General features: G+C 70.6%; 18 protein-coding genes. 6 read left to right on the top strand and 12 right to left on the bottom strand.

Features of this window, described 5'->3' with window-relative positions; all coding sequences use genetic code 11:
- The first annotated feature begins 16 nt into the window (after positions 1-16).
- The 4 genes from DI272_RS27640 to DI272_RS27625 all read left to right on the top strand — a co-directional run bounded on the left by DI272_RS27640 (position 17) and on the right by DI272_RS27625 (position 3,937).
- Positions 17-790: an SDR family oxidoreductase gene (locus tag DI272_RS27640; protein ID WP_109497927.1), complete on the top strand. Its 774-nt coding sequence runs from the start codon at positions 17-19 to the stop codon at positions 788-790.
- 95 nt (positions 791-885) lie between these two features.
- Entirely contained in the window at positions 886-1,593 is a 708-nt protein-coding gene (locus DI272_RS27635; protein WP_109497926.1) for an ester cyclase, read from the top strand.
- A gap of 239 nt (positions 1,594-1,832) precedes the next feature.
- Entirely contained in the window at positions 1,833-2,927 is a 1,095-nt protein-coding gene (locus DI272_RS27630; protein WP_181387326.1) for a hypothetical protein, read from the top strand.
- On the top strand, positions 2,927-3,937 hold the full coding sequence (locus tag DI272_RS27625; RefSeq protein ID WP_109497924.1) for a hypothetical protein: 1,011 nt from the start codon (positions 2,927-2,929) through the stop codon (positions 3,935-3,937). Before DI272_RS27630 ends, DI272_RS27625 begins: the two co-directional genes overlap by 1 nt.
- Before the next feature lie 79 nt (positions 3,938-4,016).
- Here DI272_RS27625 and groL read toward each other — a convergent pair whose 3' ends face one another.
- The 4 genes from groL to DI272_RS27605 all read right to left on the bottom strand — a co-directional run bounded on the left by groL (position 4,017) and on the right by DI272_RS27605 (position 7,909).
- Positions 4,017-5,642, bottom strand: a complete 1,626-nt coding sequence (gene groL, locus DI272_RS27620; protein WP_109497923.1) for a chaperonin GroEL — start codon at positions 5,640-5,642, stop codon at positions 4,017-4,019.
- Between the two features lie 123 nt (positions 5,643-5,765).
- Positions 5,766-6,074: a co-chaperone GroES gene (groES, locus tag DI272_RS27615; RefSeq protein WP_055493212.1), complete on the bottom strand. Its 309-nt coding sequence runs from the start codon at positions 6,072-6,074 to the stop codon at positions 5,766-5,768.
- Between the two features lie 216 nt (positions 6,075-6,290).
- Positions 6,291-6,974 (bottom strand): polysaccharide deacetylase family protein, encoded by a 684-nt coding sequence (locus tag DI272_RS27610; RefSeq protein WP_109497922.1) that lies wholly within the window; start codon positions 6,972-6,974, stop codon positions 6,291-6,293.
- A 23-nt stretch (positions 6,975-6,997) separates the two neighbouring features.
- The gene (locus tag DI272_RS27605; RefSeq protein WP_109501066.1) at positions 6,998-7,909 is read right to left on the bottom strand and encodes a polysaccharide deacetylase family protein; all 912 of its coding nucleotides are present in this window, start codon (positions 7,907-7,909) and stop codon (positions 6,998-7,000) included.
- A 90-nt stretch (positions 7,910-7,999) separates the two neighbouring features.
- Here DI272_RS27605 and DI272_RS27600 point away from each other — a divergent pair, with 90 nt between their 5' ends.
- Positions 8,000-9,166, top strand: a complete 1,167-nt coding sequence (locus DI272_RS27600) for a methyltransferase domain-containing protein (RefSeq protein ID WP_109497921.1) — start codon at positions 8,000-8,002, stop codon at positions 9,164-9,166.
- On the opposite strand, the gene DI272_RS27595 is transcribed toward DI272_RS27600, so the two are convergent.
- From DI272_RS27595 to DI272_RS27575, 5 genes are all read right to left on the bottom strand, one after another.
- On the bottom strand, positions 9,154-10,422 hold the full coding sequence (locus DI272_RS27595; protein ID WP_109497920.1) for an RNA polymerase sigma factor: 1,269 nt from the start codon (positions 10,420-10,422) through the stop codon (positions 9,154-9,156). The two genes, DI272_RS27600 and DI272_RS27595, sit on opposite strands and share 13 nt — an antisense overlap.
- Before the next feature lie 44 nt (positions 10,423-10,466).
- The gene (locus DI272_RS27590) at positions 10,467-10,823 is read right to left on the bottom strand and encodes a YciI family protein (protein WP_109497919.1); all 357 of its coding nucleotides are present in this window, start codon (positions 10,821-10,823) and stop codon (positions 10,467-10,469) included.
- Between the two features lie 247 nt (positions 10,824-11,070).
- The gene (locus DI272_RS27585; RefSeq protein ID WP_258314695.1) at positions 11,071-12,111 is read right to left on the bottom strand and encodes an LCP family protein; all 1,041 of its coding nucleotides are present in this window, start codon (positions 12,109-12,111) and stop codon (positions 11,071-11,073) included.
- 74 nt (positions 12,112-12,185) lie between these two features.
- Positions 12,186-13,532, bottom strand: a complete 1,347-nt coding sequence (locus DI272_RS27580) for an endo-1,4-beta-xylanase (protein WP_109497918.1) — start codon at positions 13,530-13,532, stop codon at positions 12,186-12,188.
- 99 nt (positions 13,533-13,631) lie between these two features.
- Positions 13,632-14,684, bottom strand: coding sequence for a LacI family DNA-binding transcriptional regulator (locus DI272_RS27575; RefSeq protein WP_109497917.1), 1,053 nt, complete (start codon positions 14,682-14,684; stop codon positions 13,632-13,634).
- Between the two features lie 147 nt (positions 14,685-14,831).
- Between DI272_RS27575 and DI272_RS27570 the strand changes: the two genes are divergently transcribed.
- Complete coding sequence (locus DI272_RS27570; protein WP_109497916.1) at positions 14,832-17,156, top strand: glycoside hydrolase family 3 N-terminal domain-containing protein; 2,325 nt, start codon at positions 14,832-14,834, stop codon at positions 17,154-17,156.
- A 174-nt stretch (positions 17,157-17,330) separates the two neighbouring features.
- On the opposite strand, the gene DI272_RS27565 is transcribed toward DI272_RS27570, so the two are convergent.
- The 3 genes from DI272_RS27565 to rimI are packed head-to-tail and all read right to left on the bottom strand — an operon-like array spanning position 17,331 to position 19,136.
- Complete coding sequence (locus DI272_RS27565) at positions 17,331-17,594, bottom strand: hypothetical protein (RefSeq protein WP_109497915.1); 264 nt, start codon at positions 17,592-17,594, stop codon at positions 17,331-17,333.
- Complete coding sequence (tsaD, locus tag DI272_RS27560; RefSeq protein ID WP_109497914.1) at positions 17,591-18,676, bottom strand: tRNA (adenosine(37)-N6)-threonylcarbamoyltransferase complex transferase subunit TsaD; 1,086 nt, start codon at positions 18,674-18,676, stop codon at positions 17,591-17,593. The genes DI272_RS27565 and tsaD overlap by 4 nt, the downstream gene beginning before the upstream one ends.
- Positions 18,669-19,136: a ribosomal protein S18-alanine N-acetyltransferase gene (rimI, locus tag DI272_RS27555; protein ID WP_109501064.1), complete on the bottom strand. Its 468-nt coding sequence runs from the start codon at positions 19,134-19,136 to the stop codon at positions 18,669-18,671. Before rimI ends, tsaD begins: the two co-directional genes overlap by 8 nt.
- Between the last annotated feature and the right edge of the window lie 2 nt (positions 19,137-19,138).

Below are 19,138 nucleotides of genomic sequence, written 5' to 3'. Positions count from 1 at the left end.
TCATTAACCTTGCGCCATGACAACGGCATTGATTACGGGATCGACCGCGGGCATCGGTGCCGCGTTCGCTCGGCGGCTGGCGGCTGACGGGCATGACCTGGTGCTGGTGGCCCGCGACACCAAGCGGATGCGTGAACAGGCCACCGAACTGCACGACCGGCACGGCGTCGAGGTGGAGGTCCTGACGGCGGACCTGGCCACCGACGAGGGCATCGAGTCGGTCGCCGCCCGCCTCTCCGACCGCCGCCGCCCCGTCGACCTGCTGGTCAACAACGCCGGCTTCGGCAACAAGGGCCGCTACCTCGACGTCTCCATGGCCGACGAGCTGAGGATGCTCAAGGTCCACTGCGAGGCGGTGCTCCGGCTGACGTCGGCCGCGACGGAGGCGATGCGGGAGCGCGGGCGCGGCGGTGTCGTGAACGTCGCCTCCGTGGCCGCCTTCGTGCCGCGCGGGACGTACGGCGCCTCCAAGGCGTGGGTCGTGCAGTTCACGCAGGGCGCGGCCAAGGATCTGGCGGGCAGCGGGGTGCGGTTGATGGCCCTGGCGCCGGGGTTCGTGCGCACCGAGTTCCATCAGCGGGCCGGGATGGGGACGGACAACATCCCGGGATGGATGTGGCTGGACGCGGACAAGCTGGTGGCGTCCGCGCTCCACGACCTGGCCCGGGGGAAGACGCTGTCGATCCCGGACCCGCGGTACAAGGCGCTGATGGGCGTGGTGAAGGTGGTGCCCCGGGGGCTGATCGGGGGGATCACTTCGCGGACCGGGCGGAGGTACGGGCCGCAGTAGGCGCCTGCCGAGGTGCCGGACCGCGCTCATGAGGTCAAAGGGGAGGACAATGGTGCTGTTCAGACCGGACCCAGGGGGCCGGAGGCGAGAGTGCCATGACCTTCGTACAGCTCATCGACTGCAGAACCAGCCGGTTCGACGAGATGAACCGGCTGATGGACAGGTGGGTCGAGCAGACCAAGGGGAAGCGGACCGCGACGCACGACCTCATCGGCAAGGACCGCTCGGACGCGTCGCACTTCATCGAGATCGTGGAGTTCCCGTCGTACGAGGAGGCGATGCGGAATTCGAACCTGCCCGAGACGGACAAGATCTTCCAGGAGATGGTGGCTCTCTGCGACGGGATGCCCACCTTCACTGACCTGGACGTGGTGCGGGACGAGCAGCTCCACTCCGCCACCGCGCGGAGGTTCTTCGAGATGCTCGGCGGACGAGGAGAGCTGCCCGCGCTGCACGGCCTGCTCACCGAGGACTACCGCGACCACGATCCCGCCAGTGAGCAGGACGCGATCGGCCTCGACGCCGTCCGCCGCGGGATCGAGATGTGGCGGGGCGGCTTCGACTTCGGCTTCACCCTCCACGACCAGCTCGCCCAGGGCGACCGGGTGTGCACCCGGTGGACCTGGAACGGCACCCATGTCGGGGAGTTCCTGGGCCTCACGGCCACGGGGAAGAAGGTGACGATGACCGGGACGACCGTTCACCGCTGCGCCGCCGGCGGGAAGCTCGCCGAGGGCTGGTGGCAGTACGACCGGATGGGGCTGATGGGGCAGTTGGGGGCGTTGGACGCGCTGGAGCAGTAACCACCGGCAAGGTCCGGCACCTCCGGGACTCGCCCGGGGTGCCGGACCTTCCGCTGCCGCCGAAGACCCGTCAACCCCGCCTGAGCTCCTCGGATTTGGGACATCCGGGCCACACCCCCAGGACCTTCGGCACGCTGACGTCGGCCCCGCACGGCTGGACGCTGAAAGTTCCACACATGCCCATTTCGGAGAAGATCTCCGGACTTACGGGGGGCACACTCACTCGGAGGCGGACTCCGATGAACGATCAGTACACGAACGGCACGGCGTCACACGAAGAACGAGCCAGCGCGCTTGACGTGGGCTTGCGTTCGGAAGCCGAGAGGATGACCCTCTCCGAGGTCGAGGAAGTCAAGAAGGCGGGACTGGAGCTGGCGCAGTACGTCGGCGGAGCCTGGCTGCTCATCCGCGGCGAGTTCATCTCGGACAACAGGAAGAAGGGCACGGAGGGAAACCTCCGGGACATGCTGTGCGAGGCCTTCGGGTATCCGGCGCCGGGAGAGGACACCTCCGACATCGCGCTCAACGTGCTCCTGGACTCTCCCGGCGGCAGCCTCGACAGCGCGTATTCCTCGGCGCTTTACCTGGCGGAGTACTCGAAGAACGTCAGCGTCTATGTGCCCGGCCGGGCAAAGAGCGCCAGCACGCTCCTGGCCCTCGGGGCGGACAAACTCTATCTGTCGGCCTTCGGTGAACTGGGCCCGCTGGACACGCAGATCCCCGATCCACGCAACCCGGCGAATTTCGTGTCGGCACTCGACTGCTACCAGAGCGTCGACTACGTCCGGGGTTTCGGAATCCGGACGTTCCAGATGTTCCTGCCCAAGCTCATCAGGGAGACGAACGGAAAGGTCGCCGTCAGCGATCTGCTGAACATCGCCAGCGCATACACGCTGGGTATGGTCCAGCCGTTGATGGGGAGCGTCTCGGCACTGGACTTCGGCGGCTGGGGCAGGAGCCTCAGGATCGGCGAGTTCTACGCCCGCCGGCTCCTGCGTATGCGTACGGAGGAGGTCGACGACAAGCTCATCAAGGAGATCGCCACACGACTCGTCTTCGAGTACACCCACCATCTGTTCCCCATCGAATTCCACGAGGCCAAGGACATCGGGCTGCCCGTGGAACAGATGGAGCAGGGGGTGTACGAAAGGGCGGCGGCAGTCATCGAGAGCGGTAAGCGGAAGGACTTCATAGGCTTCCTGAGCAAGGACGAGGCCAAGAAGGCCGGGGCCTGGTACCGGGGCAAGGACGAGGCGTCGGCGGTCGAGATCGAGGACATGTACGGGGACGACCGGCCGCAGGCCCAGATAAGGCGGGCCAGGAGGGCCGGTTGATGGGCCGGCTGCGACGGGTCACGGGGGCGCTCCGCATCTGGGCTCGGCGCAATCCCGTGCAGAGCGCCGGCTATCTGTTCCTCGCGGCCATCGCCGCCGTGATGCTGTGGATGGCCGTGGTGCTGGCGCTCCACGCGGGCTTGTTCGGGTTCTCTGTCGGCTCCTCTCCCGAGGGCGAGGAGCTGACGGTCTTCGCCACCTTCATCGGAGGCGGTCTCGCCACCGCGGCCACGCTGTTCGGCACACTGCTCACCGCTGAGCACAACGCCCGCGAGCGGCAGCGGCTCGATGTGACAAGCCTGCTGGAGGCGATTCCCCCCGGAACACCGCAGCGATTGTCGGGCACCCTCAGCGCCACGATCCTGATCGGTCAGCCGCGCGTTGCCATCCGGATACTCGAACCCGCGTGGGATGCGGGAGACGTGGACAACGGAACAGCCACATGGATCATCGACGAGATACTGGCCGACGGCGCGCTCAAGCACCCGTACCACATGGAGGCGCAGTTCGCCGACGACACCACGCTGGTCGAGGCGGCCTCCCTGCTGCTGCTGCACGCGAAGAGCCTGACGAACCCCACCAACCGGGGCGAGTACGCGTTCCCCGGTCACTTCATGGACGGTTGGGACGTGAGCAGGGGTGTCCCCGTGCTGGCCAAGATGTTCGTGCTGCAGGCCACGGCCGAGGTACTGCTCTCCCAGGACCGGGATTGGTGGTGCGAGGGCGATCAGATGCAGGACTTCCCGCTGCACGTCTGGCGGGACTGCGCTCTCAAGAGCGGTGAGGACGAGGAGGTGCGCTCGTCGGCGGCCGCGCTCTTCAGCGCCCTGCGCTCGTGCTTCTCGGAGACGGAGCAGCGGCGCTACGAGAGCAGGCATCCCGACGCGGCGCTCATCGAGCGGGACTTCAGGGCGTACGAGGGAAAGGCCGACGGCGAATGCTTCGAACTCGCGAAGGAGATCGCGGAGAAGTGGAGCAACAACCGCGTTGAGACCGCGGCGGCCGCATGAGGAACGGTCGGCAACCGCCCCGCAACGCGAAGGCCCGGCACCCATCCCTGGATGCCGGGCCCTCTAGGAGCTACTGGGCTCAGTGCGCGTGGCCGTGGCTGTGACCAGCGGCCGCCGGCTCCTCCTCTTCCTTCTTCTCGACGACCAGGGTCTCGGTCGTCAGGAGGAGGGAGGCGATGGAGGCGGCGTTCTCCAGGGCGGAGCGGGTGACCTTGACCGGGTCGATGACGCCGGCCTTGACCAGGTCGCCGTACTCGCCGGTGGCGGCGTTGTAGCCGTTGCCCTTGTCGAGCTCGGCGACCTTGGAGACGATGACGTAGCCCTCCAGGCCGGCGTTCTCGGCGATCCAGCGCAGCGGCTCGACGGCGGCCTTGCGGACCACGGAGACGCCGGTGGCCTCGTCGCCGGTCTTGTCGAGGTTGCCCTCGAGGACCTTGACGGCGTGGACCAGCGCGGAGCCACCACCGGAGACGATGCCCTCCTCGACCGCGGCGCGGGTCGCGGAGATGGCGTCCTCCAGACGGTGCTTCTTCTCCTTCAGCTCCACCTCGGTGGCGGCGCCGACCTTGATCACGCACACGCCGCCGGCCAGCTTCGCGAGGCGCTCCTGGAGCTTCTCGCGGTCCCAGTCGGAGTCGGTGTTCTCGATCTCGGCCTTGATCTGGTTGACGCGCCCGACGACGTCCTCGGAGGAACCGGCACCGTCGACGATGGTGGTGTCGTCCTTGGTGACGGTCACGCGGCGGGCGGAGCCCAGCACGTCCAGACCGGCCTGGTCGAGCTTGAGGCCGACCTCCTCGGAGATGACCGTGGCGCCGGTGAGGACGGCCATGTCCTGGAGCATCGCCTTGCGGCGGTCACCGAAGCCGGGGGCCTTCACGGCGACGGCGTTGAAGGTGCCGCGGATCTTGTTCACGACCAGGGTCGACAGGGCCTCGCCCTCGACGTCCTCGGCGATGATCAGCAGCGGCTTCGAGGCGCCGGCCTGGATGACCTTCTCCAGCAGCGGCAGCAGGTCCTGGATGGAGGAGATCTTGCCCTGGTTGATGAGGATGTAGGGGTCCTCCAGGACGGCCTCCATGCGCTCCTGGTCCGTCACGAAGTACGGCGACAGGTAGCCCTTGTCGAAGGCCATGCCCTCGGTGAAGTCCAGCTCCAGACCGAAGGTGTTGGACTCCTCGACGGTGATGACACCGTCCTTGCCGACCTTGTCCATCGCCTCGGCGATGAGCTCGCCGACCTGCTGGTCCTGCGCGGAGAGCGCGGCCACGGCGGCGATGTCGGACTTCTCGTCGATCGGGCGGGCCGAGGCGAGCAGGTCCTCGGAGACGGCCTTGACGGCGGCGTCGATGCCCTTCTTGAGCAGCGCCGGGGAGGCACCCGCGGCGACGTTCTTCAGGCCCTCGCGCACCAGCGCCTGGGCGAGCACGGTGGCGGTGGTCGTACCGTCACCCGCGATGTCGTTGGTCTTGGTCGCCACCTCCTTCACCAGCTGCGCGCCGAGGTTCTCGTACGGGTCCTCGATCTCGACCTCACGGGCGATCGTGACACCGTCGTTGGTGATAGTGGGGGCGCCGAACTTCTTGTCGATGACGACGTTGCGGCCCTTGGGGCCGATCGTCACCTTGACCGTGTCGGCCAGCTTGTTGACGCCGCGCTCGAGGGCGCGACGGGCGTCCTCGTCGAACTTCAGGATCTTCGCCATGACAGCGGGAGCCCTCTCGAAATCTGTCGGTGAAAAAAAGACACTGCGCCCCGGGCGCCCGGGTTCTTATGTGGTCGCGGGGGCCAGGGGCGCAGCGTGAAGCAACTGAATGCTCGGGGTGACTTACTTCTCGATGATCGCGAGCACGTCGCGAGCCGAGAGGACGAGGTACTCCTCGCCGTTGTACTTCACCTCGGTGCCGCCGTACTTGCTGTACAGCACGATGTCGCCGGTCTTGACGTCGAGCGGCAGACGCTCGCCGTTCTCGAAGCGGCCCGGGCCCACGGCGAGGACGACGCCCTCCTGGGGCTTCTCCTTCGCGGTGTCCGGGATGACCAGGCCAGAGGCCGTGGTCTGCTCGGCGTCGAGCGGCTGGACCACGATGCGGTCCTCGAGCGGCTTGATGGCAACCTTGGAGCTGGCGGTCGTCACGATCCGACCTCCCCCTTCGGAGATCTCACGGGGTTAACTGTCTGAGGTGGCGACCAGGTCGATCCGTCGTCGCGGGTGCCGGACCTGCCCGTCGCGTATTGGCACTCTCCAGGGGGGAGTGCCAGAGCCGAGACTATGACCGTGATTAGCACTCGGTCAAGCGGACTGCTAATTGCGTCCCTACATCGGATGCTGACAGCGGCAGCCCTCCCGCTGTCAGAGGTAGTCCTCCAGCCGCCCCACCCGCAGACCCGCCTTCCCGATCTCCCGCAGCAGGCGTGTCGTGCGCTCCACCAGGGTCAGCCCGGTCGCCTCCGTCGACGGCAGGGAGACGATGTCGCCGGGGAGCAGGCGGTGCTCTCCGCTCGCGTAGGCCGGTCTGCCGTCCTCCATCGACACCCGCCACAGCACGACCGCCCCGATGCCGCAGTCCGTCGCCGCGCGCAGGGTCGTGGTGTCGTACGTGCCGTAGGGCGGCCGGAAGTAGCGCGGGCGGACGCCGAAGCGGGCGGCGAGTTTGTCCTGCTGGCCGCAGATCTCGGCGCGCTGGCCGGCGTAGGGCAGGCCGCGCAGGGCGGCGTGGTCGAGGGTGTGGTTCTGGATACCGGCCCCCACCGACCGCAGCCGGGCGAAGTGGCCGTAGCCGGGCCCGGCCACGCTGTCGGTGAGGAACATGCTGACGGGCAGCCGCCGTTCGCGGACCAGCCGGACGAAGCGCGGGTCCCGTTCGGCGCCGTCGTCGTACGTCAGGAAGACCACCTTGTCGGCGGTGCGGACCCGCGTCACCACCGGCACGGCGGGCCCGGACCGCACCCCCTTGGCGCCGTACGTGACCGCCTTCCTGCCCAGCCGTTCGAGGGGGTCGACGGACTGGGCGCAGCCGGTCAGCAGCAGGGCCATCGCCACAGCGGCCGTCAAGGCCCTCACAAGTAGTCCTCCAGCCGGGCCACCGCGAACCCCTCGGCCGTGATCTTGTCCAGGAAGCGCCTGACCATGTCCGGCATGGTGCCCTTCCAGTCCTCCCGGCCGCGGAAGTGACTCAGCACGATGTCGCCCGGGTGGATCTTCCGGTCCCACTCGCGGTACTCCCAGTGGTCGACGAAGACCTCCTCGTTCCAGATCGGCGCGTACTTCACCCCGCACGCCTTCGCCGCGACCAGGGTGTCCTCGTCGTAGTTGCCGAAGGGCGGGCGGAACAGCAGCGGCCGTTTGCCGTAGCGCTTCTCGATCACGTCCTGCATGCCGCAGATCTCGCGCTTCTGGCGGGCGGGGGACAGCCCGGGCAGGTAGGGGTGGTGGAGGGTGTGGTTGTTGAGCACCGTCCCCCGGTCCTGCATCCGCTTGAAGTACCCGTAGTCCTCCTTGACCAGGTAGTCGCTGAGGAAGGCGGTGTACGGGATCTTCAGCTCGCTCATCATCCGCAGGAACGCCGGGTCCTTCTCGGCGCCGTCGTCGATGGTGAGGAAGACGATCTTCTGCTTGGTGGGGATCGTGGTGAAGACGGGCGGCAGGCCGCGCTCCTCGTGACCGTCGACCTCGAAGCCCTTACGGGTGGTGATGTGCGGCTTCTTCGCGGGCGGCGCGGGGGGCGTCAGCGGGACCCTGGCCAGACCCCAGCGTTCGGCGATCCGCGCCGAGGCGCGCAGCTTGGTGGCGTACGCGTCGAGCGCGCGGGCCGGGGGCGCCTTCAGGGGCTGCTGGCCGGGCGCCGGGCGGACCTTGGTGCTCTCGCCCTGCGCACAGCCGGAGGCGACCACGGCGAGGGCCAGGACGGCGAGGGTGCCCCGGACCCCCCACTTCGGCCTGTTTTTGTCAGTTTGTACTACTGATCCCATGGCGCTGGATCTTCGCAGGCCACCGCTCCACGCCCGGGCCGACACCGCCGCCGGAAGCGGACCATCCACCGACTGGCCCACAATGAACCGGTGACCGACCTCACCCCCCTCCTCACCCCCGAGGGCCGCGCCCTCCTCGACGAAGTGCGCGGCACCGCCCCCGCCGACGAACTCACCGTCGCCACCCGGCTGCGCCGCGAGCACCCCGCGGACCTGGTGTCGGCGGCGCTCGGCCAGGCGCGGCTGCGGCAGCGGGCGGCGGCGAAGTTCGGGACCGAGGACGCGGAGCGGATGTTCTTCACCCCGAACGGGGTCGAGCAGTCGACGCGGGCGAGCGTGGCCACGTATCGCGCGGAGTGCTTCCGGGCGCTGGGCGTGCGGTCCGTCGCCGATCTGTGCTGCGGGATCGGCGGCGACGCGATCGCCCTCGCACGGGCCGGGATCAGGGTCCTCGCCGTGGACCGGGACCCGTTCACGGCGGCCGTGGCACGGGCGAACGCCGAGGCGCTGGGGCTGGCCGGGCTGATCGAGGTGCGGGAGGCGGATGTCACGGAGGTCGACACGTCCGCGTACGACGCGGTGTTCGTGGACCCGGCGCGACGCGGCGGTCGCGGCAGGATCTTCGACCCGGAGGCCTACTCCCCTCCCCTGTCCTGGGCGGTACAGGCGGCGGCGAAGGCGCCGCACGCCGCCCTGAAGATCGCACCCGGCGTCCCCCACGAGGCGATCCCCGCCGAGGCCGAGGCGGAGTGGATCTCGGACGGCGGGGACGTGAAGGAGGCGGTGCTGTGGTTCGGCACCGAGCCTGGCGGAGTCCGCGCCACCCTCCTCCCGGGCCCCCGCACCCTCCTCGGCCGCGGCCTCCCCGACCCCGAAGTCCGGCCTGTCGGAAGGTACTTGTACGAGCCCGACGGCGCCGTCATCCGCGCCCACCTGGTCGCCGAGGTGGCCGAGGATCTGGAGGGCGGGCTGATCGACGAGACGATCGCGTACATCACCGCGGACGAGCTGCGCGTGACCCCGTACGCCACCGCCTACGAGATCACCGGCCAACTCCCCTTCAACGTGAAGAAGCTGAAGGCGCTGTTGCGTGAGCGTGAGGTCGGAATCCTCACCGTGAAGAAGCGGGGTTCGGCGGTGGAGCCGGAGGAGCTGCGCAGGAAGGCCCTGCCGAAACCGCACGGCAAGGCCGCGCTGACCGTCTTCCTCACCCGGGTCGCCGGCGCCCCCACCATGCTGCTCGGTCAGCCGGCCTGAGCCTCCCGCGCGCGGCGCCGCAGCAGTTCCCGCTCGCGTTCGTTGCGGGCGAGGGCGGCGGCGCGTTGGAACTCGGCCGCCGCCTCCGCCGTACGGCCGAGCCGGTGCAGGAGGTCGCCGCGCACGCTGGGCAGCAGGTGATAGTCGCGCAGGTGGGGGGTCAGGGCGTCGACGATCTCCAGGGCCGTTTCCGGTCCCTCGGCCATCGACACGGCGACCGCGCGGTTGAGTTCGACGACCGGGGACGGGGCGCGGGCGGCCAGCAGACCGTACAGGGCGGCGATGGTGGCCCAGTCGGTCTCCTCGTAGGTGTACGCGTGCGCGTGGCAGGCCGCGATGGTGGCCTGGAGGACGTACGGGCCGGGGGCGCCGGTGGCGGTGGCCTCCGCCCGCTCGAGTGCCCTGATGCCGCGGGCGATGAGCATGCGGTTCCAGCGGCGGCGGTTCTGATCCCTGAGGAGGACGGGAGCGCCGTCGGGGCCGGTGCGGGCGGCGGTGCGGGACGCCTGGAACTCCAACAGCGCCGCGAGGCCGTGCACTTCGGGCTCCTTCGGCATCAGCCCGGACAGCAGGCGGGCCAGCCGCAGGGCGTCCTCGCAGAGCCCCGGCCGCAGCCAGTCGTCGCCGACGGTGGCGGCGTACCCCTCGTTGAAGACGAGGTAGATGACGTCGAGTACGTCACCCAGCCGGGCCTCGCGCTCGACGCCGTACGGCACCTCGAAGGCGACGTTCCTGGTGGCGAGGGTGCGCTTGGCGCGGACGATGCGCTGGGCGACGGTCGCCTCGGGGGTGAGGAAGGCGCGGGCGATCTCGGCCGTCGTGAGGCCGCCCAGGAGCCGGAGGGTGAGGGCGACGCGGGCCTCGGCGGAGAGGACCGGATGGCAGGTGGTGAAGACGAGCCGGAGCAGGTCGTCGTCGATGTCGTCGGGGTCGGCGGGTTCGTCGAACGGGACCGTCTCCGGCAGCTCCCGCCCGATCTCCTGGAGCTTGCGGGCGTAGTTCTCGCGGCGCCGGACCAGGTCGACGGCCCGGCGCCGGGCGGCGGTCATGAGCCAGGCGCCCGGGTTGTCGGGGACACCGTCGCGCGGCCACTGCTCCAGGGCGGCGACGAGCGCGTCCTGGGCGAGTTCCTCGGCGATGCCGACGTCACGGACGGTGCGGGTGACGGCGGCGACAATGCGGGGCGACTCGATCCGGAAGACGGTCTCGATGGCGTGCCGCGGGTCGCCGTGGGGCTGGGGGGACTGTGGGCTCACAGTCCCCCATGCAACACCCGCGGGCGCCGCCCGCCAAGGAGAACTCAGCCCTCGGCGATCTCCCGCACCTCGCAGGTGACGGTCCAGTACTCCTCGTGCACCTGGAGGAACCGCTTGGTCCACTCCAGCGCCTCGGCCTTGTCCTTGCACTGCATGATCGCGTACCCGCCGACGACCTCCTTGGCCTCGGTGAAGGGCCCGTCGGTGACGGAGAGCTTCCCGCCCTCCCAGTGCACGCGGGTGCCCTGGGCGGACGGGGTGAGACCGGCGGTGTCGAGCATGACACCGGCCTTGGTGATCTCCTCGATCAGCGACCCCATCCGCTCCATCAGCTCGGGGCTGGGGCCTTCGGCGGGGGCGTTGGACTCGTCGATCTGCACGAGGGAGAGGTAGCGGGGCATCTGAGGCTCCTTGGTCGGGGCCGGGGCTTCTTTTCTCCGGCCGCTCAACCATGCGTCGATCGGAGGGCGACGGAATCGACACCGGCGCCGGAAATTCCCCAAGATTTTTTCGCGGCGCCGTTTCCGCAGGTCAGCGACGCGTCGGTCGGCAAACTCCTTGAGCTCCCCCGAACACGAACGCCGAGTCCGTCACCACGCCCGTCGGCCGTCCCCGCAGCGACCGCACCGCCCCGCCCAGGGGTTGCCGTCACCGCAGCGACTCCCACAGCTCGCTCGCCTCCGGCTCGTCCGCCACCACCCGGTTGTGGTCCGAGGGCGCCTGCACGACCGGCATCGTCACCGTCTTCACCTGGTCCGCCGACAGCCCCTGCAGGCTCCGGCCGAGGTCCATCAGTCCGGTCAGCGAGTCGAGGCCGGTGTCGGTGGTGAGGCTGCCGGTGATCGCGTCGGCGACCGAGTAGAGCTTGGTGGGGGAAGTGAGCAGGTCGGTCGAGGAGATCTGTTCCAACAGGGCCTTCACCAGTTTCTGCTGGAGGCCTATCCGGCCGAGGTCGCTGCCGTCGCCGATGCCGTGCCGGGTGCGGGCGAGCGCGAGGGCCTGCTTGCCGTTCAGGTGGTGGGTGCCCGCTTCCAGCGTCAGATGGCTGCTGGAGTCGTCGATGTCCTCGTCCGTCGTCACCGTGACCCCGCCGAGGGCGTTCACCAGCTTCGCGAAGCCCGCGAAGTCGATCTCCAGGTAGTGGTCCATGCGGACGTTCGTGATCGACTCGACGGTCTTCACGGCACAGACCGGGCCGCCCACCGAGTACGCGCTGTTGAACATCGCCCGGTACGCCACCGCCGTCGAACCGCCGTCCTCCAGCGGGCAGGACGGGCGGGTGACGAGCGTGTCGCGCGGGATGCTGACGACCGTGGCCGCGGTGCGGCCCGCGTCGATGTGCACGACCATCGCCGTGTCGGAGCGGGCGCCGGTGCTGTCGCCGCCGCCGAGCGCCTGGTTCTCCTTGCCGCTGCGTGAGTCCGAGCCGAGGACCAGGATGTTGAGGGCCTCGGTCGGCAGCGGGCTCGCGGAGGCGGAGGGGGACGGGGTCACCGTCGGCTTCGCCGGGCGGTCGTCGCCGAGCGCCTGGTCGATGTCGACGCTCTTGATGTTGCTGTTCAGGTGCCAGTACACCCAGCCGCCGGTGGCGGCTCCCGCCACCAGCACGCCCGCGAGAGTGAGGCCGGCGGCCTTCCATATCCGCGACCGCCGCCGGCCCACTGGTCTGCCTTCGTCGTCTCCGTTCACGGAGAGGAACGTAAGTCCGAATTATTACGGGCGTACCGCCCGGAGGCAGTTTTCTTCGGAAAATCTAACTTTTCTCAACTTACCGTCACGGTCGGTAGCGGGTTGCTCCCGCTCCATGACGCGTTGAACCCGAAACTCACCGAGCCGCCGTCCGGGACGCTCCCGTTGTAGGAGGCGTTGACACAGCTGACGGCCGCGCCGGACTGGGTGCAGGTCGCGTTCCATGCCTGGGTGATCTGCTGCCCGGCGCCGTACGTCCAGGTCACCTTCCAGGACGACAGCGAGGCACCCGAGCAGGAGATCGTCACGTTCCCGGTGAACCCGGTGTTCCACTGGCTCGGCACGCTGTACGTCGCCGTGCAGGCCCCCGTCGGCGGCGGTGTCGTCGTCCCGCCCAGCGCCTCCGCGATGCCGTAGTAGGCCGGTTTCGGCGCGTAGTTCGCGTCGTACGGCGTCGCCGCCCCGTAGCCCGGGAAGGTGCTGTCGACCCAGGAGTCGGAGTCGGCGAAGCCCCAGACAGTGAGGTTGACGCAGCGCGCGACGGCCACGCAGGCCGCCGTCACCGCCTTGTAGTCGGCCTTCTGCTGGGCCAGCTTGGCGCTGTCCGCCGGCAGCGCCATCCGGATGTCCAGCTCGGTGATCGCCACGTCCACGCCGAGGTCGGCGAAGCGCTGGATGTTCTGCTGGAGGGTGGCGGGCACCTGGCCGAGGACGAGGTGGGCCTGGAGGCCGACGCCGTCGATCGGGACGCCCTGCTCCTTCAGCGACTTGACCAGGTTGTACAGGGCCGTGCTCTTCGCGTTGACGCCCTCGACGTTGTAGTCGTTGATGTACAGCTTGGCGGCCGGGTCGGCGGCGCGGGCGGCGGTCAGGGCCTGGGCGATGTAGCCGGAGCCGAGGCCGTTGTACCAGAGGGTCGAGCGGTAGGTGCCGTCCTCGTTGAACGGCTCGTTCACCACGTCCCAGGCGGCCAGGCGGCCCTTGTAGCGGCCGACCTCGGTGGCGATGTGGTCGTCGAGCAGGGTGCTCAGCTGGGCCGGTGTCCAGGTGCCGTTGGTCAGCCAGCTCGGGTTCTGGCTGTGCCAGACCAGGGTGTGGCCGCGCACCTGCTGGCCGTGGGCCTCGGCGAAGTTCACGATCCGGTCGGCCTCGGCCCAGTCGAAGCTGCCCCGGGCCGGCTCGACCGAGCCCCACTTCATGGCGTTGCCGGGGGTCAGCGAACCGAACTGCGCCCCGGCGAGGTCACCGTAGGTCCCGGTGAGCTTGGAGCCGGTGACAGCGGTGCCGATGACCTTGCCCTTGGCGGCGCCGAGGTCGCGCAGCGGGGTGTCGGCGGCGTGCGCCGCGGGCGCCGTGCACAGGAGGGCGCCGAGCACCGCCAGGAGGGGCGTCAGGGATAAGCCGGTTCTCAGAGATCTCATCGCGGGTGCCTCCGAAAGTTTCGGTCGAACAACCGATTGACTTCGGGGCAGTGTGGGGTGCCACGGCACACCCGTCAATACGGCGACGCCTCTCCCTCCCTAATGCACAGGCGGCGCCGCCGTGCTGCTGCGCACCACCAGACTCGTCGCCAGCTCCACCCGCGTCGCCGCCGGCGTTCCCTCCTCGCGCGCGAGGTCGAGCACGAGCTTCGCCGCCGCCTCGGCCATCTCGGTGAGCGGCTGCCGTACGGTCGTCAGCGGCGGCCCCACCCAGGGCGCGACCGGCAGATCGTCGAAGCCGACGACGCTCAGGTCGTCCGGGATGCGCAGCCCCAGCTCCCGCGCGGCCTCGTAGAGCCCGAGCGCCTGGAGGTCGTTGCCCGCGAAGACGGCGGTGGGCCGGTCCTCGCGGCGCAGCAGGTCCAGGCCGAGCCGGTAGCCGGCCTCGTGGTGGAAGTCGCCGTTCTTGATCAGCGCGGGGTCGACGGGCAGCCCGGCGGTCTCCAGCGCGGCCCGGTAGCCGTCGACACGGGCCCGGCTGCACATCATGCGGGACGGGCCGCTGATGGCGCCGATCCGGGTGTGGCCGAGTTCGACCAGGTGCCGGGTGGCGGCGAGGCCGCCCTGCCAGTTGGTGGCGCCGATGGACGGCACGTCGGCGCCGGGGTCGCCGGCCGGGTCCATGACGACGAACGGGATGGAGCGGCTGGTCAGCAGGGCGCGCTGGGACTCGTCGAGCCCGGACAGCACGAGGATGACGCCGTGCGGGCGCCGGGCGGCGACCTGGTCGGCCCAGGTCCGGCCCGGGGTGAGCCGGCCCGCGCTCTCGCTGAGCACCACGCTCAGCCCGGCGTCCCGCGCCACGTTCTCCACGCCGCGGATGACCTCCATCGCCCAGGCGCTCTCCAGCTCGTGGAAGACCAGGTCGATGAGGGGGGAGCGGCTCGCCTCGGCCCGTCGTCGGCGATAGCCGTGGGCGCGCAGCAGCTCCTCGACTCGGGTCCGGGTCGCCGGGGCGACATCGGCCCGTCCATTGAGGACCTTCGAAACAGTCGGCGCGGAGACGCCTGCCTCGCGGGCGATCTCGGCGAGCGTCGCGGTCTGCGTCGAACGTCCTGCTGTCCGGGTTTCACCGGGCTCCGGGGGTGTCATGGCGGCGATCGTATCCCTGCACGACCTCTTGACGAACCCTTCTCACCGGCCTAGGTTCCCAAAACATTCGGATTACACATCGAAACATTCGCGAGAGACGTTCGTGAGAGCCCTTCGTGAGAGGTCGTTCGACCCGACAGGAGTTTCATGACCACCGCGCCTTGGCGTGACCCCGCCCTGCCCGCCGCCGCCCGCGTCGACGACCTCCTCTCCCGGATGACTCTGGAGGAGAAGACCGCCCAGCTGTACGGCGTGTGGGTGGGAGCCAGCACCGACGGGGACGGCGTCGCCCCGCTGCAACGCGAGATGACCGCCGACTACGACTGGGACGAGCTCATCACCCACGGGCTCGGCCAGCTCACCCGCCCCTTCGGCACCGCCCCCGTGGACCCGGCGCTGGGCGCGCAGGCACTGGCCCGCGCCCAGCGCCGTATCGCGGAGGCGGGCCGCTTCGGCATCCCCGCGCTCGCGCACGAGGAGTGCCTCGCGGGCTTCACCGCCTGGCAGGCGACCGCGTACCCGGTCCCGCTCGCGTGGGGCGCCGCCTTCGACCCGCCGCTCGTCGAGGAGATGGGCCGGCGCATCGGCGCCGACCTGCGCGCGGTCGGCGTCCACCAGGGCCTCGCCCCCGTGCTGGACGTCGTCCGCGACCCGCGCTGGGGACGGGTCGAGGAGACCATCGGCGAGGACCCGTACCTGGTCGGCACGGTCGGCGCCGCCTATGTCCGCGGTCTGGAGTCGGCCGGCGTGGTCGCCACGCTCAAGCACTTCGCCGGGTACGCCGCCTCCGCGGGCGCCCGCAACCTGGCCCCGGTCCGGGCGGGCGTGCGCGAGTTCGCCGACGTGACGCTGCCGCCGTTCGAGTTCGCGCTGCGCGAGGGCGGGGCGCGCTCGGTGATGGCCGCGTACACCGACACCGACGGCATCCCGGCCTCCGCCGACCCCGGTCTGCTCACCGAACTCCTGCGCGAGCAGTGGGGGTTCACCGGAACGGTCGTCGCCGACTACTTCGGCGTCGGCTTCCTCCAGACCCAGCACCGGGTCGCCGGTACGGAGGCGGAGGCCGCCCACGCGGCGCTCGCGGCGGGCCTCGACGTGGAACTGCCCACCCTGAAGTGCTACGGCAAGCCCCTTCTGGAGGCCGTACGGGCGGGCGAGGTCCCGGAGGAGCTGGTCGACCGGGCCGCCCGCCGCGTCCTGCTCCAGAAGTGCGAACTGGGCCTGCTGGACGAGGACTGGGGCCCCGAGCCCGCCGGTCGGATCGACCTCGACTCGACGGCGAACCGCGCCCTGGCCCGCCGCCTCGCCGAGGAGTCGGTGGTCCTGCTGGACAATCCGGACGGCGTCCTGCCGCTCTCCCCCGACACGAGGATCGCGGTGGTCGGCCCCAGGGCGGCCGACGCGCTCGCCATGCTCGGCTGCTACTCCTTCCCGTCCCACGTCCTGACCCACCACCCCGACATCCCGATGGGCATCGAGATCCCGACCGTCCTGGAGGCGCTGCGCACCGAACTCCCGGACGCCAAGGTGACGTTCGCGGAAGGCTGCGGGGTGGACGACCCCGGCACCGGCGGCTTCGAGGAGGCGGTCGCACGGACCGCGGAGGCGGACGTCTGCGTCGCCGTCCTCGGCGACCGGGCGGGCCTGTTCGGGCGCGGCACCTCGGGCGAGGGCTGCGACGCGACGGACCTGCAACTGCCGGGTGTCCAGGGTGAGTTGCTGGACGCGCTGGTCGCCACCGGAGTGCCCGTGGTCCTCGTCCTGCTGACCGGGCGGCCGTACGCGCTCGGCCGCTGGCACGGCCGGCTGGCCGCCGCCGTGCAGGCCTTCTTCCCGGGCGAGGAGGGCGGCCCGGCGGTCGCGGGAGTGCTGTCGGGCCGCGTCAACCCCTCCGGGCGGCTGCCGGTGAGCGTGCCGCAGGTGCCCGGCGGCCAGCCCTGGACCTACCTCCAGCCGCCGCTGGGCCTCGCGGGCGAGGTCAGCAACCTGGACCCGACCCCGCTGTACGCCTTCGGCCACGGCCGCTCGTACACGACGTTCGCCTGGGAGTACGCCGCCCAGGACGCCGCCGGGGCGGAGATCACCACGGACGGCTCGTACGACGTGACGGTCGCCGTCCGCAACACCGGTGACCGTGCGGGCGCCGAGGTGGTGCAGCTGTACCTGCACGACCCGGTGGCCACGGTGACCCGCCCGGACGTCCGCCTGATCGGCTACCAGCGCCTCGAACTCGACCCGGGCGAGACGCGCCGGGTGACCTTCCGCTTCCACGCCGACCACTCGGCGTTCACCGACCGCACCGGCCGCCGGGTCGTGGAGCCGGGCGCCCTGGAACTGCGGCTGGCGGCCTCCAGCGCCGAGGTGCGCCACACCGCCCGGCTGACGCTCACCGGCCCGGTGCGGGAGGTGGGCGCCGACCGCAGGCTGCGCTGCGAGACGGAGGTCGCACCGGCAACGGAGGAAACCGCCTGATCACGAAGGGGTCCGAACGCCGGCTCCCGGTGCCGGAATCCGCCGACGCCTCCGAGGGTGGGCGTCGGGGGATGCCGTGAACGCACAGGGAGCCGGGCCGGTCCGGGAGCGGTCACTCGTCACGGCCGTGGCGTCCGCGACGCTCGCGACCTCGGCCGGGGCCCTGTCCGCCCTTCAGCCCTGATCCACCGCCACCGACTCGAACCGCCACCGGTGCACGCCCCGCGTCACCAACTCACCGTCGGGCTCGGGCAGTTCGGGCAGTACGGCGTCGTAGCCGGCGTCCCACCAGGTGATGACCAGCACCCGGTCCTGGGGGGCCCGGAAGCTCTCCCGGCGCACGGGCTCCACGGCCAGCTCCTGGGCCCGCGCCCAGGCCAGCAGCTCCTCGCCCCGGCCCTCCGCGGCCCGCGCCTCCCACATCAACGCGACGGTCACGAGTACAGGTTCTCCTTGCTGACCTCGTGGACGTGGTCGTGCCCGGGGACGTGCGGGTCCGTCACCGGCAGCGAGGAGTCGGCCGACAGGTCCCAGCTGGAGGCGGGCCGGTTGCGGGCGACCATCTCGGCGCCCAGCGCGGCCACCATCGCCCCGTTGTCCGTGCACAGCTTGGGCCGCGGGACGCGCAGCCGGATGCCGGCCGCATCGCAGCGTTCCTGGGCCAGCGCCCGCAGCCGCGAGTTGGCCGCGACCCCGCCGCCGATCATGAGGTGGTCGACGCCCTCGTCCTTGCAGGCCCGCACGGCCTTCCGGGTCAGCACGTCCACGACCGCCTCCTGGAAGGAGGCCGAGACGTCACGCACCGGCACCTCCTCGCCCGCGGCGCGCTTCGCCTCGATCCAGCGGGCCACGGCCGTCTTCAGCCCGGAGAAGGAGAAGTCGTACGCCGGGTCGCGGGGCCCGGTCAGACCGCGCGGGAAGGCGATCGCGTCCGGGTCGCCCTCCTTGGCGTACCGGTCGATGACCGGACCGCCCGGGAAGCCGAGGTTCAGGACGCGGGCGATCTTGTCGAAGGCCTCGCCGGCCGCGTCGTCGATGGTCGCGCCGAGCGGCCGGACGTCCGTGGTGATGTCCGTGGACAGCAGCAGGGACGAGTGACCGCCGCTCACCAGCAGGGCCATCGTCGGCTCGGGCAGACTGCCGTGCTCCAGCTGGTCCACACAGATGTGGGAGGCGAGGTGGTTGACGCCGTAGAGGGGCTTGCCGAGCGCGTAGGCGTAGGCCTTGGCCGCCGAGACGCCGACCAGCAGGGCGCCCGCGAGGCCGGGACCGGCGGTGACCGCGATGCCGTCCAGGTCCTTGGCGCTGACACCGGCGTCCTTCAGGGCGCGCTGGATCGTCGGGACCATCGCCTCCAGGTGCGCGCGGGAGGCGACCTCCGGCACGACACCGCCGAAGCGGGCGTGCTCGTCGACGCTGGAGGCGATGGCGTCGGCGAGCAGCGTGGTGCCGCGGACGATGCCGACGCCGGTCTCGTCGCAGGAGGTCTCGATGCCGAGGACGAGTGGTTCGTCAGCCATGGTTCTTCTCTTCACTCGCAGGGTCGATGATCAGGCGCATCACGAGGGCGTCGACGTTGCCGGGCTGGTAGTAGCCGCGCCGGAAGCCGATGGGTGCGAAGCCGAACCGCTCGTACAGCTTCTGCGCGCGGTCGTTGTCGACCCGGCACTCCAGCATCACCTCGGCGCACTCGAACGAGGTGGCCGCCTGGAGCAGTTCGGTCAGCAGCCGCCCGCCGAGGCCGGTGCCCCAGTGGTCGCGGGCGACGGCGATGGTCTGCACGTCGGCCAGTTCGTCGGAGGAGGCGAGCCCGGCGTACCCGACGAGCCGTCCGTCCTCCTCGGCGACCAGGTAGCGCCGGGTGGCCGTGGCGCCGCGCGCGTGGGCCAGCTCGGACCAGAACATGCCCCGCGACCAGGCGTCCTCGGGGAAGAGGTCCTTCTCCAGCTCCAGCACCGGATCAATGTCCCACCAGCGCATCT

It is taken from the genome of Streptomyces sp. Act143, from assembly GCF_003143935.1.
GTDB lineage: Bacteria > Actinomycetota > Actinomycetes > Streptomycetales > Streptomycetaceae > Streptomyces.
This window is presented reverse-complemented; position numbering and strand designations above follow the sequence as displayed.